13 protein-coding genes are annotated in these 17,320 nt (G+C 63.9%); 9 read left to right on the forward strand and 4 right to left on the reverse strand.

What is annotated here, in order from left to right; genetic code table 11:
* Positions 1-30: 30 nt before the first annotated feature.
* Both FXV83_RS33460 and FXV83_RS33465 read right to left on the reverse strand, forming a co-directional pair.
* Entirely contained in the window at positions 31-1,998 is a 1,968-nt protein-coding gene (locus FXV83_RS33460) for an SGNH/GDSL hydrolase family protein (RefSeq protein WP_148743829.1), read from the reverse strand.
* A 100-nt stretch (positions 1,999-2,098) separates the two neighbouring features.
* On the reverse strand, positions 2,099-3,178 hold the full coding sequence (locus FXV83_RS33465) for a lysylphosphatidylglycerol synthase transmembrane domain-containing protein (RefSeq protein ID WP_148743830.1): 1,080 nt from the start codon (positions 3,176-3,178) through the stop codon (positions 2,099-2,101).
* Between the two features lie 419 nt (positions 3,179-3,597).
* Here FXV83_RS33465 and FXV83_RS33470 point away from each other — a divergent pair, with 419 nt between their 5' ends.
* From FXV83_RS33470 to FXV83_RS33480, 3 genes are all read left to right on the forward strand, one after another.
* On the forward strand, positions 3,598-4,104 hold the full coding sequence (locus tag FXV83_RS33470; RefSeq protein ID WP_148743831.1) for a YciE/YciF ferroxidase family protein: 507 nt from the start codon (positions 3,598-3,600) through the stop codon (positions 4,102-4,104).
* Positions 4,105-4,254: 150 nt separating this feature from the next.
* Positions 4,255-5,661: an MFS transporter gene (locus tag FXV83_RS33475; protein ID WP_148743832.1), complete on the forward strand. Its 1,407-nt coding sequence runs from the start codon at positions 4,255-4,257 to the stop codon at positions 5,659-5,661.
* A gap of 126 nt (positions 5,662-5,787) precedes the next feature.
* The gene (locus FXV83_RS33480; protein ID WP_148743833.1) at positions 5,788-8,187 is read left to right on the forward strand and encodes a bifunctional diguanylate cyclase/phosphodiesterase; all 2,400 of its coding nucleotides are present in this window, start codon (positions 5,788-5,790) and stop codon (positions 8,185-8,187) included.
* 4 nt (positions 8,188-8,191) lie between these two features.
* Here FXV83_RS33480 and FXV83_RS33485 read toward each other — a convergent pair whose 3' ends face one another.
* On the reverse strand, positions 8,192-8,626 hold the full coding sequence (locus FXV83_RS33485; RefSeq protein WP_148743834.1) for a hypothetical protein: 435 nt from the start codon (positions 8,624-8,626) through the stop codon (positions 8,192-8,194).
* Between the two features lie 79 nt (positions 8,627-8,705).
* Here FXV83_RS33485 and FXV83_RS33490 point away from each other — a divergent pair, with 79 nt between their 5' ends.
* Both FXV83_RS33490 and FXV83_RS33495 read left to right on the forward strand, forming a co-directional pair.
* The gene (locus FXV83_RS33490) at positions 8,706-9,293 is read left to right on the forward strand and encodes a hypothetical protein (protein ID WP_148743854.1); all 588 of its coding nucleotides are present in this window, start codon (positions 8,706-8,708) and stop codon (positions 9,291-9,293) included.
* A gap of 83 nt (positions 9,294-9,376) precedes the next feature.
* A complete protein-coding gene (locus FXV83_RS33495; protein ID WP_148743835.1) occupies positions 9,377-9,976 on the forward strand; it encodes a YdcF family protein in 600 nt (199 codons plus the stop codon).
* 21 nt (positions 9,977-9,997) lie between these two features.
* Here the strand turns inward: FXV83_RS33495 and FXV83_RS33500 are convergent, their stop codons facing one another.
* Positions 9,998-11,341 carry an aminotransferase-like domain-containing protein gene (locus tag FXV83_RS33500; RefSeq protein WP_187436341.1) on the reverse strand — a complete coding sequence of 448 codons (1,344 nt, stop codon included), beginning with the start codon at positions 11,339-11,341 and terminating at the stop codon, positions 9,998-10,000.
* A 187-nt stretch (positions 11,342-11,528) separates the two neighbouring features.
* Between FXV83_RS33500 and FXV83_RS33505 the strand changes: the two genes are divergently transcribed.
* The 4 genes from FXV83_RS33505 to dctP all read left to right on the forward strand — a co-directional run bounded on the left by FXV83_RS33505 (position 11,529) and on the right by dctP (position 17,222).
* Entirely contained in the window at positions 11,529-11,765 is a 237-nt protein-coding gene (locus tag FXV83_RS33505) for a DUF1127 domain-containing protein (protein WP_148743837.1), read from the forward strand.
* Between the two features lie 733 nt (positions 11,766-12,498).
* Positions 12,499-13,779, forward strand: coding sequence for an HlyD family secretion protein (locus FXV83_RS33515; protein WP_235940369.1), 1,281 nt, complete (start codon positions 12,499-12,501; stop codon positions 13,777-13,779).
* Between the two features lie 12 nt (positions 13,780-13,791).
* A complete protein-coding gene (locus FXV83_RS33520; RefSeq protein ID WP_148743839.1) occupies positions 13,792-15,960 on the forward strand; it encodes a glycosyltransferase in 2,169 nt (722 codons plus the stop codon).
* Positions 15,961-16,178: 218 nt separating this feature from the next.
* Positions 16,179-17,222 carry a TRAP transporter substrate-binding protein DctP gene (gene dctP, locus FXV83_RS33525; RefSeq protein ID WP_148743840.1) on the forward strand — a complete coding sequence of 348 codons (1,044 nt, stop codon included), beginning with the start codon at positions 16,179-16,181 and terminating at the stop codon, positions 17,220-17,222.
* The last annotated feature ends 98 nt before the right edge of the window (positions 17,223-17,320 follow it).

Here is a 17,320-nt window from a genome sequence, read left to right on the forward strand (position 1 = left end):
GCCACCCATAGGATCTACGATGTCATCGCGCTACTGCTGCGCGCTCGGCAGCAGCTGCGGCAACAGTCCGCGGGTCACGCCGGGCGGCACCGCATCGAGCCCGAGCACGGCGCTCGCGGCCGGCAGCGTGGCGTCCGCCATCGCGGCGTGGCCTTCGGCGCTTGGATGCACGGCGCCGCCATAGACGGCGGAGAGCACGCCCCAGGTCGCGTCGTGGATGTCGGTCGGCTGGCTCGCGGCCGGCAACCCTTGCGGATAGGTCATCGCTGCAAAATAGCTGTCGTTGGCGTCGCGGATCCAGCGCGCCCGCGGCAGGTAGGCGCGATATTCGGAGGCGCTGCGGCCGCACAGCATCGGCTGGCTCGCTGCGCTCACGATGTCCGGATTGAAGCTCTGGCCGTTCTCGGCGAAGCAGGTGCGGTCGAATTCGGGATCGTTGCCGGAATGGGCGCAGAAGCCGTGATCGGCGAAGGCCGCCTGATGCGTGTCGACGAACGTCATGCGGTCGGCTTCGGGATCGCGGCACAGCGCGCCGCGGGTGCAGGTGGCGAGGCCCTTCAGCTGCGGCAGGAATTCGGTGTCGACGAAAGTCGAGACGCGGGCGAGGCGCTGCGGGTCGGCGTTAAAGGCGGGATGGATGTCGAAGCCGGCGCGGCCGCCGCGGCAAGGCACGCCGCCATCTGCGAGGGCCGGATTGGCATAGGAGACGTAGACGACGTGCGAGAGATCGCCACCGACCAGCGGCTTGAGCGCCTCGCGCAGCTTGACGAAATTCTGCGGCAGCTCGCGCGCCAGCGCATCGCGGGAATCGTCGACACTTGCCATCACGCCGGAGCGGCGGAACAGCGCCCGCTCCGTCGCAGTATCGACGATGACGTCGGCGACGAGTCCGGAGAAGTAGACGTCATTGGCGCCGATCGAGAGCAGCACGAGATCGAGCGTGCGGTCCGGCTGGCGCTTCTTGGCGGCGGTGAGCGCTTCGCGCAGCTCGGAGACCTGCGCACTCACGCTGGTCTGGCAGGTGCCGTTCTTGCTGGGCGGGCATTCGCGGGCACGCTGCGAACCGAGCAGACCATCGCCGATGCTGGCGCCGGTGCAGGCGAGCGGCAGGTAGGTCACCGCGACGTGGGTGTAGCGCAGCGCGAGCGCGAGCGCCGTGCGGGTCTGATAGCTGTAGAGCGAACGGTGGCAGGGAGAATTGAACCAGAGTGCGCTGTAGCGCTGCCAGTTGGCAAGCGTATCCGGCGCTTCGCAGGCCCGCCCGCCCTTGAAGCCCGCGCGGCTTGGCCGGTAGTACTGCGCGCCGGCGGTGCCGAGATAGGAGCGGAAGCAGAAGCCCTCGTCGGACAGCGCCAGCGGGCGGTCCGGATTGCCTTCGCCCGAGGCGATGCTGTCGCCGAGGCCGGCGACGAAGATGTCGCGGACCTGGATCTCGGTCTGGACACGCTGGGTCGGATCGGAGCCGGAGGAGACGTCGACGCTCGCTACCGTCTGTTTGCCGTAGCGAACGCGCAGGTTGACCGGCTCGGCGCAGTCGAAGGTCGAGGCTTGCGGCCCATCGCCGTCATCGAACGACCAGGCGCAGGTGGCCCCGACCGGCACCGCGCCGGTCAGGCGCACGGTGACTGGGTGGTCGATCGGGGTGAGGTAGTTCTCTTTGACGTCGTCGCGGGTGCAGGGCTGGTTGACCCGGCCCTGGAGATCGATGCAGAGCCGGTTGACCATGTTGCGGGCCCAGCCGCGCCCCTCGCTTTGAAGCTCCAGCGACTGCTCGGCGGCGAGAATGCTGCGGTTGCGCGCGTTCTCGACATGGAGCAGGAAGTCGCGCTCCTCGCGGAACAGCCGGAAACGGTTGCGTACCTCCCAAGAGATCTGCATGGCGCCGATCTGCAGGGCGCCTGCGTACTGCGCAGCCGCGGGTTCGGGCAGCAAAGCGATGAGAATTCCGGCAAGCAGCAACGCGCCTGCGGAGAGGGTACGGAGGGATACAGGGATCATGGCCCGCGTCTTCAACGGCAAAGTTGAGGCGGAAATAAGAGAGGAACGGCTCTCCGCCTGCATATTGGTCTGACGGCTTTGCGAGCCGCCGTCCAGCGGCTTAGCGTTTGGCCTGCCGCAGCGACCGCTCGCGCTCCATCGCTGCCACCTGCTTCGGCAAATTGGCCTGCGCGCAGGCCTCCGCCAGCCGCCGGCGTTCCTGCCAGGGCTCCACGACGTTCATCCAGAGTTCGCGCGCGCCCATGATGGAGATGGCGAGACCGAACGGGATCACGAAATAGAGGATGCGGAAGACCAAGAGGGTCGCCAGCAACTGCTCGCGGCCGAATTCGGGCAACGCCACCAGCATGGCGGCGTCGAATACGCCGATCGAGCCGGGAGCATGGCTGGCAAAGCCGAGTAGCGTCGCCAGGATGAACACCACGGCGAGCGACAGGAAATCGATCTGCGGATCGGCTGGCACCAGGAGGTACATCGCCAGCGCGCAGAAGCCGAGATCGACCACGCCGATCAGGATCTGCACCAGCGTCAGCGGTGCTGACGGCAGCACCACCTTCCAGCCCTTCTGGCCGAGCTCGCGGCGCTTCTCGCCCATGCAGAGCCAGACCAGATAGGCGCTGATCGCGGCGAGGCCGCCGAGCGCGATTAGCCGGTTGATCGACGAGGGGAGCTGATCCATGTAGGAGGCGGCATCCGGATGGATGGCCATGCCGATCGAGAGCACGAAGATGTTACCGAGCCAGAAGGTCAGGCCGGAGAGGAAGCAGATCTTCGCGACGTCGATCGCGTTCAGCCCGTAGTCCGAATAGATCCGGAAGCGGATCGCGCCGCCGGTGAACATCGTTGCGCCGATATTGTGGCCGATCGAATAGGACGTGAAGCTGGAGAGCGCTGCAATGCGATAGGGCACGTGTTTCTTGCCGATCGTTCGCAATGCAAAAAAGTCGTAGAAGGTCAGCGTGCAGAACGCAAAAAGCACGCAGATCGCGGCCAGCCCGATATTGCCGCGGGGAATCTCGGTTAACGCCGTCAGGATGACGCCGGTATCGATGCCCTTGAGGGTCCGCACAAGCGTCGTGATCGCGAAGGCTATGATGAAGACGCTTGCGGCAATCCCGAGCCGTCGCCAGCCGATCCATCTCTTGAAGCCGCGTTTCAGCGCGGGCAGCGGTCCGTGCATTCATCCTCCCGGCGGGGGCAAGTCCGACCCGGCCAAACATTGACCGGTCGGGACGATCGTTGCCAAAGTTGGGCGCCGATCGCTAGGCATCCTCTAGCTCATTAAGCCAAAAACCGCGACTTGTGCAGTCCTTGACAAGGATAGGTTCTGGGTTGGACAGCCGCGTTTGTCACATCTGGTACACATTGGCGGCGCGTTAAGCATTGAGTCGCGGTGGCCGGCTCAGATCACGCCCTGGTACCAATATGGTGTCGAATCCTGGCGCCACCGGCATTGTTCCAGCGCAAAGCGATACAGGCTTTTTTCGGAACATCGTCGCGGCGTGCTGGTTAGCGCCGGATCAGCAAGCGAACATGGCAGAATGCGGCTTCGTGAATGGGCCGCGCCGTCCTGTTCCGGAACGTGCGAGGATTGGAACGATGGGACTGTTCACAAAAGACATCAAGACTATGAACGACCTGTTCGTGCATGAGCTGCAGGACATCTACTACGCCGAGCAGCAGCTCACCAAAGCGCTACCGAAAATGGCAGATAAGGCCACCGATCCGCAGTTGAAGCAGGGCTTTTTGACGCACCTCGATGAAACCAAGCAGCACGTCAAGCGTCTCGAGGAAGTGTTCAAGATGCACGGCGCACAAGTGAAGGCGATCGATTGTCCGGCGATCGACGGCATCATCGAGGAGGCCAACGACACCGCGGGCGAAGTCGCCGACAAGGCGGTGCTCGACGCCGCGCTCATCAACGCCGCGCAGGCCGCCGAGCATTATGAGATCGTGCGCTACGGCAGCCTGATCGCCTGGGCCAAGCAGCTCGGCCGCAACGATTGCGCCACCGTGCTCGCCAAGACGCTCGAGGAAGAGAAGGCGACAGACAAGAAGCTCACCGCGCTTGCCGAAAGCAAGGTGAACCTGCGCGCAGCCAGCTAGCGAAAGTATAGTCAGGAAAGCGCCGCGCGGCCGCCGCGCGGCGTTTCCTTTTTCTTTCGGTTCTATTGGCATTCATCCTTCGGCCATTCTCGAAACATGATGGTGCGCCGGAGGCGTATGTTTCGCATGGGGCTGCGATCGAGGTGCAGCATGCGAGCCGATACATTCAAATTCGAAGCCTTCGACGACTCCAGAGGCGCCCCGCGCACGACGCGTCTTGCGACGTCCCTCACATTGGCCGCCATGAGCCTCGGTTATGGCGTGGTCCAGCTCGATGTCACCATCGTCAACACCGCGCTCGACGCCATGGGCAAGACGCTTGGCGGCGGTGTTGCCGAGCTGCAATGGGTGGTCAGCGCCTACACCATTGCCTTCGCGGCCTTCATCCTGACGGCGGGCGCGCTCGGCGACCGCATCGGTGCCAAGCGCGTTTTCATGACGGGATTTGCGATCTTCACCGCGGCCTCGCTGGCTTGCGCACTGTCGCCCAATGCCGTCGTGCTGATCGGCGCGCGGCTCGTCCAGGGCCTGGCGGCGGCGATCCTGGTGCCGAATTCGCTGGCGTTGCTCAATTATGCCTATCCGGAGGACCGACAGCGCGGCCGCGCCGTGGCGATCTGGGCCGCCGGTGCGAGCCTGGCGCTGACCGCAGGTCCCTTCGTCGGCGGCGGCCTGATCACGCTGGTCGGATGGCGCTCAATCTTCCTGGTCAACTTGCCGATCGGGCTCGCCGGCCTGTGGCTGACCTGGCGCTATGCGACCGAGACAACGGCTTCACGCACGCGCGAGATCGATCTGTTCGGCCAGTGTGCCGCGATCGGCGCGCTCGGAGCACTCGCCGGCGCGATCATCGAGGGCGGCGCGCTCGGCTGGGGCCATCCGGCCGTGATCTCGGCGTTCGCCGCCGCGGCCATTCTCGCAGTCCTGTTCGTATCGCAGGAAAGCCGCACGGCGCAGCCGATGCTGCCGCTGTCGCTGTTCAGTCATCGGATGTTCGCGCTGACCTCGCTTGTTGGCCTGCTCGTGAACGTCGCAATCTACGGTCTGATCTTCGTGCTCAGCCTCTATTTCCAGAGGATCAACGGGCTGTCGGCCTGGGGGACCGGGCTCGCCTTCGTGCCGATGATGGCCGTGGTGCTGCCGGTCAATCTGCTGGCGCCACGCCTGGCCGAGCGGATCGGCCCGTGCCCGACTATCGTCGTCGGCGCTTGCATCTCGGCGCTCGGCTGCCTCGGCCTGCTCTGGATCGGCGCCGGCACGAGCTATTGGGCGATCTGCGCGCAGATGATCGCGATCAGCGGCGGGCTTGGGTTGCTGGTACCGCCTCTGACCTCGACATTGCTGGGCAGCGTCGAGAAGGCCCGCTCCGGCATCGCCGCAGGCGTGCTGAACGCGACCCGGCAGACCGGCAGCGTGCTCGGCGTCGCGCTGTTCGGTTCGCTGATCGCAGGCGAAGGCGCGTTCATGGAAGGCTTGCATCTGTCACTCGCCATTTCGGCAGTGGTCCTGCTGCTGGCCGCCGCCGCGATCGGCTTCGGCGCACAGGCGCGAGAATAAACCGCGAGAATAAACAACGTGAGCAAACGCAGACATCGTCTGTTCACCATTTCCGGAACCGGCTCGTAGCCGGTTACCGACTATCCATCTCTGCCGGCTCTAGTGCAGGTCCAACAGGGACCGGCAATGTATCAAGTTCTCTACTGTCTCACGGACCAGCATGACTGGAGCCTGGTCGCGCTTGGCGGCGCGGTGTGCCTGCTCGCCAGCGCCGCGGCGATCAGCCTGTTTCACCGGGCCCGCGCGACGCAGGGGCCGGGCCGCCTGGCCTGGATCATGCTCGACTCGGCCGTCAGCGGATGCGGCATCTGGGCGACGCATTTCATCGCGATGCTGGCCTACGGGCCGGGGGCCGACGGTGCCTACAACATTCCGGTGACGATCCTGTCGCTGATCTTCGCGATCTCCGTGACCTTTGTGGGATTGAGCGTCGCAGTGTCCTCCGCGCGAACGCCATGGATCGTTCTCGGTGGCGCCATCGTCGGCGGCGGCGTCGCGGCAATGCATTATACCGGCATGGCGGCGCTGGAGATTCCTGCCCGCGTGAGCTGGGTCGGAGGTACGGTTACGGCCTCGGTCCTGTTAGGCATCGTGTTTGCGGCGCTAGCGCTGTTCGTCGCCGCGCGGCGCGACGATCTTTCCCATGCGCTGACCGCGACTGCCCTGCTGACGCTCGCCATCGTCGCGCATCATTTCACCGCGATGGGCGCGGTAGCGCTGACGCCGGACCCGACGCTCGCGATCAGCGCGATGTCGATCGCGCCGGCCTCGCTGTCCGTCCTCACCGCCAGCGCGGCGGTCGCAATCATCGCGATTGCGCTCGCCGCTGCGCTGCTGGACCGCCGCGCCAAGGGTCAATTGGGACGGCAGCAGATCGTGCTGGACACGGCGCTCGAGAACATGTCGCAGGGGCTGTGCATGTTCGATGCGGACGGCAAGATTATCCTGTTCAACGAGCGCTACGCCGCGATGCTCGGCCGCACCGACGTTCCGCTCACCGGTCGCCTGCTTGTCGACGTGCTACGGGAAGAGCAGGCCAAGGGCCAGTGGCAGGGCGATGCGGGCCAGTTCTTCGCGCGCCTCGTTGCCGACGCGCGCGAGGGCCGCACCACGACCGACGTCGTGAGCAAGTGCGGTCGCTCCATCCGTGTCGTCAACCAGCCGATGCAGGGCGGCGGCTGGGTCGCGACGTTCGAGGACATCACCGAATGGCTGGAGGCGCAGGCGAAGATTTCGCACATGGCGCGCCATGACGCGCTGACCAATTTGCCGAACCGTGTGTTGTTCCACGAACAACTCGAGCAAGGCTTGCGCCGGGCGGGATCGAATGATCAGCTCGCGATGCTCTGCCTCGATCTCGACCACTTCAAGGATATCAACGATTCGCTCGGCCATCCCATCGGCGACGCGCTGCTGAAAGAAGTCGGCCGCAGGCTGAAGGCCACTGTCGGCGAGCACGACACCGTGGCACGGCTCGGCGGTGACGAATTTGCAGTGGTCCAGATTGGCCGCTCGGAAGAAGCTGCTGCGAGGGTCCTTGCCGGCCGCCTCGTCGGAGTCATCTCCGCGCCTTACGAGATCGACGATCATCAGATCGTTGTCGGCGTGTCGATCGGCATCTCGCTGTCGCCGCAGGACGGCAGCGATCCGGACGAATTGTTGAAGAATGCCGACCTCGCGCTGTACCGCGCCAAGGCCGACGGCCGCGGCACCTACCGCTTCTTCGAAACCGGCATGGATGCGCGCGCGCAGGCGCGGCGGCTGCTGGAGATGGACTTGCGCGCGGCGTTGCAGCGCGATGAGTTCCAGGCTTACTACCAGCCGATCCGTGACGTCGCCAGCGGTCGCGTCGTCGCCTTCGAGGCGCTGCTGCGCTGGAACCATCCGCAGCGCGGGCTGATCGCGCCCATCAACTTCATTCCACTGGCCGAGGAGACCGGACTGATCGTCCAGCTCGGCGACTTCGTGCTGCGCTCTGCCTGCAACGACGCGGCCACCTGGCCGGACGATGTCGACGTCGCCGTCAACCTGTCCCCGGTGCAGTTCAAGAACCCGAATCTGATCGCATCCGTCACCGAGGCGCTGGCATTGTCGGGGCTCGCCGCTCGCCGCCTCGAGCTCGAGATCACCGAATCCGTGCTGCTCCAGAACAGCGAGGTGACGCTGACCACGCTGCACGAGCTCCGCGCCATGGGCGTGCGGATCTCGCTCGATGATTTCGGAACCGGTTATTCGTCGCTGAGCTATCTGCGCAGCTTCCCATTCGACAAGATCAAGATCGACCGGTCCTTCGTGTCGGAGCTCGCGACGCGCGAGGATTCCATGGCGATCATCCGCGCCGTGACGGGGTTGGGGCGGAGCCTCGGCATCGTCACCACGGCGGAGGGTGTCGAGAACGACGCGCAGCTCGAACTGCTGCGGCGCGAAGGCTGCAACCAAGTGCAGGGCTATCTGTTCAGCAAGCCACGCCCTGCGTCCGACGTGGCGATCATGCTGGACCGGCCGCGGCTGCTCGCGTCGGCGTAAGGGTTTAGCTGCGGCGCAGTGCGAAATGCGCGCCGCAGAACGCCATCACCGCGCCGAGACAGAGCGCGGCAAGGCCCGCCAGCACGCCGGACACGGTGGGGATCGGGCTCGGCGCCGAGGCCGCTTGCCCGGCGCCCGCGAGCAGGAGCACCCCGACCGCGATCAGGAATTGCCGCATCCTTTGCGGAATCTGGCCGGAGGCGGCGCTCTGCATCAGTGTCGCCGTGAAATAGCCGCCGGAGAAGCCAACGGTCGCGATCAGCCACCAGGCGATCGCCGCGCCTGCCGGCATGAACTCATGGGTGTCGGAGCGCCAAAGGCCGCCGAGGTCGAGTCCGTAGCGTGCGCCGAGCATGTGCACCGCGAGCGCGAGCAACACGCCGGAAATCACGGCAGCGCCGAGAATCAGCCGGCGCGGAAAAAAGGTCGTCTCAGCCATGCCCCGCTTGTAGGATGGGCAAGGGCGATCGCGCAAGCGGATCGCAGACGGGATTGCGCGGACGGGATCGATCGTGAAGATGCAGCTTTCCGAGGCGCGGCCCGCTTCAGCCACGAGCTACGCCTACAAGGCGTCGCTGATCGGCTCGGCGCATCGCTTCGAGCTGACTGATGAAGGTCTATCCTGGCAGATCGCCGGCCGTTCGGGCGTCTGGCGCTATGACGAGATCAGCGCGATCCGGCTGTCGTTCCGCCCGGTGTCGATGCAGCAGCACCGCTTTCGCGCCGACCTTAGCCACATCAGTGGCGGCCGCATCGCGATCCTGTCGACGAGCTGGCAGACCGCCGCGCTGATGGCGCCGCAGGACAACGGCTTTCGCGATTTCATGCTGGAGCTGCATGCGCGAATGGCGAGGGCCGGCAGCCGGGCCGAGTTGACCGCCGGCCTCGGCCGCAAGACCTATGCGGTGGTGCTGGCATTCCTGGCGGCCATGGCGGTCGCGATGATGGGACTGTTGATCCGCGCGCTGATCATCGGCGAATTCGCGGGCGCGCTGTTCATTATTGGGTTTGCCGCGCTGTTTGCCTGGCAGGTCGGCGGCTTCGTGCGGCGCAATCAGCCGCAGTGCTACAGCTTCGATCGCGTGCCCAAGACCTTATTGCCTTAGAAGGCCTTGCTGCCCTAGGACCTGCAATCGGCCGCAATCAAACGTGACTTCGCCGCTGCGCACGGGTGTCGCAGGGTGCGACCATGTCAGCCATGGATCGCAGCAGCCGCGTGCCGACGGCGGACGAGATCGCGGAGATTAACCGGAGACACCTGATTGAAATGCCGTTGTCGCCGGCCGACCTGTTGTTTCTGTTTGGGACCCGCGAGGACGTTGATTTACGCGTCGAGACCGCCGCGAGCCTGTGGCGCGAGGGCTATTTCCGCTGGTCGATCGTTAGTGGCGGCGTGACGCCGGGCTCGGAGCAATCCGAGTGCACGATCCTCAAGGCGGCGATGGTTGCCGCAGGCATTCCCGCGGACCGGATCCTCGAGGAACATCGCGCGATGAACACGGGCGAAAACGTGATCCTCTCATTGCCGATCATCGATGCCGCGCTGGGACTACAGAATGTCCGCAGCGTGATCTGCTTCGGCAACACCTGGACCGCGCGGCGCTACCCGATGACACTGCATCGGCACTGGCCCGAGGTCGAGAAGATACTGCTTACCGTCGACAGCTTCGCGACGCCGCGTGCGCTCTGGCACACCGACGCCGAATTTCGTCGCCGTATCCTGCACGAATGCGACAAGATCGAGCCGTACAAGGCGAGGGGCTTTATCGCGGATTGGCCGGAGGCCTGAGCGTCGAGGGGAGACCGCGCGCTACTCCGTCGAGTCAAAATCCTCTTCCTTGGTGCCGAGCAGCGACACGATCGTGCGCAGGCCTGAATCGAGCTGCTCGGGCGAGGGCGGGGCGAGCGCGAGCCGCACTGCATTCGGTGCGTGGCCGTGCGCGATAGCGAAAGTCGAGGACGGCGTCAGCGCAATGCCGCGCCGGGCTGCGGCCGCAACAAAAGTCTGCGAGCGCCAATGCGGTGGCAGCGTGAGCCAGAGATGATAGGAGCGGGGATCGGCGCCAATCTGGTAGCCGGCGAGCAGTCTTGCTGCGGTCTGCTGGCGCCGGGCGGCGTCGATCCGCTTCAGGCGCGTCAGCTCGGCGACGGTGCCGTCGGCCATCAGGCGCTGTCCGGCCGCGAGCGCATGGCCGGAGGCGATCCAGCCGCCGGTCCGCACCGAACTCATCACGCTTTCGCGCAAGCGCGGCGGCGTGACCAGGATGCCGAGCGCAAGACCCGGCGCGACCTTCTTGGACAGGCTGTCGACCACGATACAGCGGTCCGGCCCGAGTGCCGCAAGCCGCGTGTCGTCGGCAAGGAAGCCGTATACGGCATCCTCGATGATCGTGAGGTCGAACTTTTCGGCGACACGCATGATGTCGGCGCGCCGAGTCGGGTTCATGGTGACGCCAAGCGGATTCTGGATAATGGGCTGGAGATAGAGCGCCGACAGATGCGCCTCGCGATGTGCTTTCTGGATCGCGTCGGGCCGCGCACCGTGCTCGTCCATCGGAATCGGGACCAGCGTCACGCCGAGCCGAGCCGCGATGCTCTTGACGTAGGGGTAAGTCAGCGCCTCGACGCCGCAGCGGCCGCCGGTGGGAACGAGGGCCGCGATTGCGGCCGCCAGCGATTGCTTGCCGTTGGCGGTGAAGACGATCTGATCGGCCTGCGGCGCAAAATCCCTGCGGGCGAGATAGGCGGCGGCTGCATTGCGCGCACTCTTGGTGCCGGTGCTGGTCGAGACGCGCAGCGCGGATTCGAGCGCATCGACGCGCTCCAGTCCCGCAAGGCTCTTGGCGATCATGGCCCATTGCTGCGGCAAGAGCGGGTAGTTGACCTCGAGATCGATGCGCGCATCGCGAGGTTCGCTCATCGTCTCGACTTCGCGCTTGACGTCGCCGGAGATGAACGTGCCGCGGCCGACCTCGCCGACGGCAAGCCCGCGGCGCAGGAGCTCCGTATAGACCCGGCTCGCGGTTGAGACCGCGATGCCGCGGTCATAGGCAAAATTGCGCTGCGGCGGCAGCCGGTCGCCGGGTCTTAACGTGCCGTTAGAGATATCAGCGGCAATGGCATCTGCAAGCTTCACGTACTCGAACTTGGACATTATTGCACCGAGAGCAATGTTTTCCTTGTACCGACGATTGTACTGGAGCATTTAAGTTCCATCAAGTTCCGCGATTGAGCCGAGGTGAGCGAGAGCAATCCGGAGGCAAATGAGGTGCAGACGCTTCCCGCGTTTGCGCCAACGGCATCTGCTTCGCCGCGCGGGACGTTTAGGCCGGAGAAGGAAAATGACCACGATCTCGCAGACCGCCGGGCGCAGTTTACGCCCCTCCTCATCGGGCGGATTTTTCCGCACGCTCGCCAATGGCGCCTACGCGCTGTTCGAGCGTCTGGAGCACCGCTCCGCCGTCAAGACGCTGAACGAGCTCGACGACCGCGCCCTGCGCGACATCGGGATCACGCGCAGCCAGATCGAGGACGCAGTCTACGGGCAGGTGAAAGCCGAACTGACGCGGTATCTGTAAATTCATTCGGCGGCGACGCCCGATGGTCCGGGCGACGTACAATGTCTCCGCACCGTCATTGCGAGCGCAGCGAAGCAATCCAGAATCCCTCCACGGCGCCAGTCTGGGTTCGTCGCAAGAGCTCCTCGCAATGACGGAGTGTGGGTGATGGCGTCGCTCCTTCAATTTGTATCGTCCTTGCAGACACGCCCTCTCGCGGCTTGTTTCGCCCGAGCTTTGGCTCGGTCGCGCGCCAGTAATTGCCAACGTATCGGCCAACAGCCCAAACTTGCTATCGAGCCCGTAGGCGGTGGCAACGAAATCGCGGACCTTCTCGTCGGAGATGATCACGTTGCGCGCCTCTTGCGCATCCGGCAAAGCGAAGACGCCGAGTTCAAGCCGCCCATGCGGATGCCTTGTACTTTTGGCGGCCCGACTTTCGAGGGTTCTAGGTAGAGGCTGAGGAGTTCAGCGCAGTCGGCGCACCGACTTCAAGCCGCATCTTGATCCCAACTCCGCGACCGTAGTCTTCCGGTTTTGACAAAGCGCAATCCAATGTGGTGGAAGCTAGGTACACTTCTCTCGGTTGTGAAGACCAGTCTGCCGTCGCCGCGAATCCTGATTTCGACCAGCAGAAATGCTGTCGAGTTGCTCAGTGCCTCAAGGCGCAGACCTCATCCCAACGCTCGAGCCCGCGGCGATCGGCTTGCGCTTCGGGCAGACGCAGCGACCAAAGCCCATTGGAGATCCAGCCGTGGCTCGCTTGCATGTCGAACGCTTCATTCGCAGCCGGATTGTTCGTCGATCCCTGGCGCTCGGGATCATCGCCCTGAGCGGATGGGCCCTGTTGCCCTATGTGACCTACCGGATCGCTCCTTCCGCATTTGTCAATGCCGAGCTCATGCGGGTGACTGCGCCGATGGCGGGTCAGCTCTCGTCTGATCTTCCACGCAAGGGTGAATATTTCCAGCGCACCCGGGTGGTGCCGCTGGTCGAGGCGCGTTCGCCGGATCGCCGGCACCTCATGGACCTTGATCAGCAGCTTGCCATGTCCACCAAACGCGCCGAGCTCGCACGTCGGCAACTGGAGGAAATCGCCGAGCTCGATCGCAAGCTCCGCGAGCGCAGCGAGGACTATCGTTTGGGGATGGTCGCGCGCCTGAGCCACGAGATCGCAGAAACGGAAGTTGAAAAAGGCGGCTGTCTCGCCGAGGCGCGGCAGCGGAACGATGTCGCGGGCCGGATGGAGAGGCTCGTGAAGCTCGGCATCAGTTCGCAGATCCGCTCCGGTGAGGCGCAAGCCTCGCACGAGGCAACCGCAACCCGGTGCCAGATGGCCGATGAACGCCTGCAGCGCCTCAAGACCGAGTTGGGGGCGGTGGAGAAGGGTATCTATCTTCGTGGCGATGCCAATGACGTGCCCTATTCTCAGCAGCAGCGCGAGCGGCTTGTCCTCCGCCGCCAGGAGCTCGAGACCGACCTGTTGCAGAACAGCTCACGTGCCGCGCAACTGGCCGCGGAAATCGCAGAGGAACGCACTCGACTTGATCGTCTCGATCACTACGATCTGTCCTTGCCTGCAGCTCATGTGGTCTGGTCGGTCGCGGCCAGCCCGGGCTCGATGGTCACGGAAGGGCAATCGGTCTTCGATTTTGCAGATTGCGAACGCCGGTTCATCGTTGTTGAACTACCCGAGCGTGATTTCGAGAAGATCAAGGCCGGAGATGCAGCTACCGTCCGCCTGATTGGGAGCCGCGAATGGAAGACCGGCCAGATCCGGCAAGTCCGCGGATCGGCAGCGTACGGCGATGATCGGCTGCTTGCGGCTCGGGTGCCGCGGCCTGATCCGGGCAACATTACCGTTGAGATATCGCTTCCGCCCAATGAGACGTCGGCCGACCGTAACGGCTCCTGCGATATCGGACGGTTGGCTGAGGTGCGCTTCGAGCGCAGAGCCGACGGCCTGCTACGATTGGTCAGCTCGAAGTTGAAATGGCTGACCGCTCGCCTGGAGCTCGACCAGTCGTCCCTGTGAGCGAGATGTTCCATGCAGGCCATGACTCTACCTCTCTCTCAGCTGTTCGCGCCGATGCTGGGCATCTTTGCGGCGATGTACCTGTTGGCGCCGACCTTTCCAGTCGCCCGCCTTTGGGCGCGTGTCGCGGTCTTTGTCGCGGTTTGGCTTGTGGTCGCCCGCTATCTCGAATGGCGTATTTTCACCACCGTGCTGCCAGCAAGTGGGACCTGGTATCAGGTCGGCTGGATCTGGTTCTGTCTCTTCGTCGAGCTTCTGACCTTCGCAGATCAATTCATTCTCTATCTGATTTTCCTTCGCAGGACCGATCGCAGCAGCGAAGCCGCTGAGCACGAGCGTCGGCTTCGCAACCTGCCGGGCGATGCGCTGCCCTCGGTCGATGTTTTTATTCCGACCTATGACGAGCCACTCGAGGTGCTGGAAAAGACCATCACCGGCGCACTGTGCCTGGACTATCCAAACTTCCAGGTCTGGGTGTTGGATGATGGTCGCAGGCCCTGGCTCAAGGAGCTCTGCGAGCACAAGGGTGCCGGTTACCTCACGCGCGCCGACCACGTAAATGCCAAGGCCGGCAATCTCAATCACGCTCTGACGAAGACGAACGGCGAGTTCTTCGCGATCTTTGACGCGGACTTTGTGCCGCAGTGCAATTTCCTGATGCGCACAATCGGCTTCTTCGCGGATCCAAAGATCGGAATCGTTCAGTGCCCGCATGTCTTCTACAACGAGGACCCGATGCAGGCGAATCTCGGTCTGCACAGGGGACTGCCGGACGAACAGCGGTTCTTCTTCGATTCCATCATGCCTGCGCGCGACGGCTGGGATGGGGCCTTTTGTTGTGGTTCCAACTCCATCACGCGTCGTGCGGCGCTGCGCGCCGTGGGCGATGCCTTGCCGACCGAGTCCATTACGGAAGACATCCTGCTGACGTTGGTCCTGCTGCGCAAAGGGTACATTACCCGTTACCTTCGTGAACCGCTGGCGATTGGGTTGGCGCCGGAAAGCCTTGCCGCCTTTTTCGTGCAACGGCAACGCTGGGCGCGTGGCGCGATCCAGACTTTGTATCTCGCCGCCGGCCCCCTCGGCCGCGGACTAGGCTTGATGCATCGGCTCCTGTTCTTTCCCACCCACTGGCTCTCGCTGGGAGTCCGGGCGCTCATGGTTGTGGTGGTCCCGATCGTGTTCATGTGGACCGGTATCACGCCTGTCATCGACGTCACCCCCGAGTCGGTCTTCTACTATTTGTTCCCCGCGATCCTGGCGCTAAATGGCGGGATCTCCTGCTTTGCGCCGCACAAGCATTTTCCGCTCGCCGCTCAGGTGTCGGCGACCATCCAGAGCTTCAAGCTTCTGCCGACGGTGCTCGCGACCCTGGTCAAGCCAAAAGGACATGCGTTCAAGGTGACGCCAAAGGGGGCTGCCGCGCGCGGCGCAAGTTACGCCAGCGAGATATTCTGGCCGGCGGCGGCGCTCATGGCGCTGACGATCATCGGCCTTGTCCTGAACACGATCCCCGAATGGCGGATGATCGATCACCCGGCCGCTTTTCCGATGGTCGCCTTCTGGTCGATAGTCAACGTCGTCGTGCTTTTCTTCGTCTGCATGACGTCCCTCCAGGCACGGATGCCGCGGACCGAAGAACGTTTCGAGATCGACGAGCCGATCTTGATCAGTACAGCAGGCGGCGAGCTGCTGTCGGGCCGAATCAAGGATATCTCGCTCGCCGGTGCCGGCTTTCTCACCGATTCCGGCGCCAGCGGTCTCTTTGGGCGCGCAGCACCGCTGCGCGTGCACATCATGCAGGTCGGCTGGATCGACGCGACGGTTGTGCAGCACAGAGGCCAGCTCGTTGGGGTGAAGTTCAATTTGGCGCGCTCGCTGGAGCGGGACCTGCTGATCCGCAAGCTGTTTACCGGTGCCCTTCTGAGGGGGAACAATGCTGTCTCATGCTCGGTGAACAGGGCGATGTTCAAGAAGATCTGGTCCATGAACGCCCAGTTGCCGCACGTGGTCACAAAGGGCGCGCAATCCGCGCCGGCTGAGTGTCTGCCGGCGGAGAGCCTGGTCATTCCGCCTCGACCGCGGACCGACGATTTGGCACATCTTGCCGGGGTTCGAAGCCTGCATCCGACGAGTTCCATCGAATCTAGCCTTGGCCGGCTGGCTGAAGCGGTGTCCTAGATCGTTCAGCCGAGTTGATCGCTGTGACTGGCTATGGTTAGATCGAGGGTTGAGGCTATATGATTTTATCGCCGGACGTTGTGGTAGCCGGATCGCACACGAACAGCCGGGCCCACGACACGAACGTTCGCATACCGTCGTGTCGCAGGACGGGAATCCGCCGCATGCTTATCAGGAAGAAATAAGGACGTTCGAGATCTAGCCGCCGAGGAGGTACGATGCAAAAGCTACTTGCCTTTCTGGCTATCGTTAGTCTGAGCCTGCTGCCGTCATCGCTGATTGCCGAACCGATCAAGCTGAAGGTCGCTTTCTACTCGTCCGACCAGTCCATGAGCTTTCTGGGGGCGGTCAAGCCGTTTACTGACGCCGTTGGTTCCGCGGCCAATGGCGCGATCCAGTTCGAGTTCTTCTTCAGCGGTGCGCTCGGCAAAGACGTTACCATGCAGCCGCAAATCGTTCGCGACGGCGCCGCCGACATCGCCTTTGCCGTTCCCGGTGTCTCGCCCGATCTATTCCCTGACAATGCCGTGCTTGAACTGCCTGGCCTGTTCCGTGACAGCCGCGAAGCCACGCTCGTGTACACGCGGTTGATCGCGCAAAATATGCTACGCGGCTACGGTGATTTCTTTGTGATTGCCGCCTGTGTCACCGAGCCGGAGACCATCCATAGTCGCGTGCCGATCAAGTCTCTCGGCGACCTGTCCGGCAAGCGAATCCGCATCAACAATCCGCGCGAGGGGGCCGTTCTCGAGAAGCTTGGGGCCATTCCGGTACTAATGCCAATCACAGAAATTACGGGGGCGATCAGTAGCGGCAAACTCGATGCCGCCGTGGTCAATCCCACACCGTTGTCGGATTACGGCATCAAGCGGGTCACGCCGTATCACTACTTTCTCCGAACGAGCGGAGCGCCTCTGCTCACGCTCATGAACCGCAAGCGGTTCGAGGCGCTGCCGAACCAGACGCAAGATATCATCCGCGCCTATAGCGGGGAATGGCCGGCCGAACGCTTCATCGCGACCTATGACGCCGGCGACGAGGCGGTGATGCGGCAGCTCAAGTCCGATCCCAAGCGGACCCTGGTCTTTCCATCGGCCGCCGATCGTGAGAAGGCGCAGCATATCTTCGACCTGGTTATCGATGACTGGGCAAGCTCAAGCGAGCGCAACCGCGAACTCTTGCGAACGGTCAAGGCCGAGCTTGTCAAGCTGCGGCAGGAGCAGGGGCGCTCAGACCCCAACGGGTCTCGCGCCAGGCAATAGGGAACGCACTTGTTAGGTACACGCGTGTATTTGGCCGCTATCGCGGCGCTGCTGCTGTCAACCGCGGCCTTGGCAGAGCCGCTCAGGCTCAACCGGGC

It is taken from the genome of Bradyrhizobium hipponense (assembly GCF_008123965.1).
Classification (GTDB): domain Bacteria; phylum Pseudomonadota; class Alphaproteobacteria; order Rhizobiales; family Xanthobacteraceae; genus Bradyrhizobium; species Bradyrhizobium hipponense.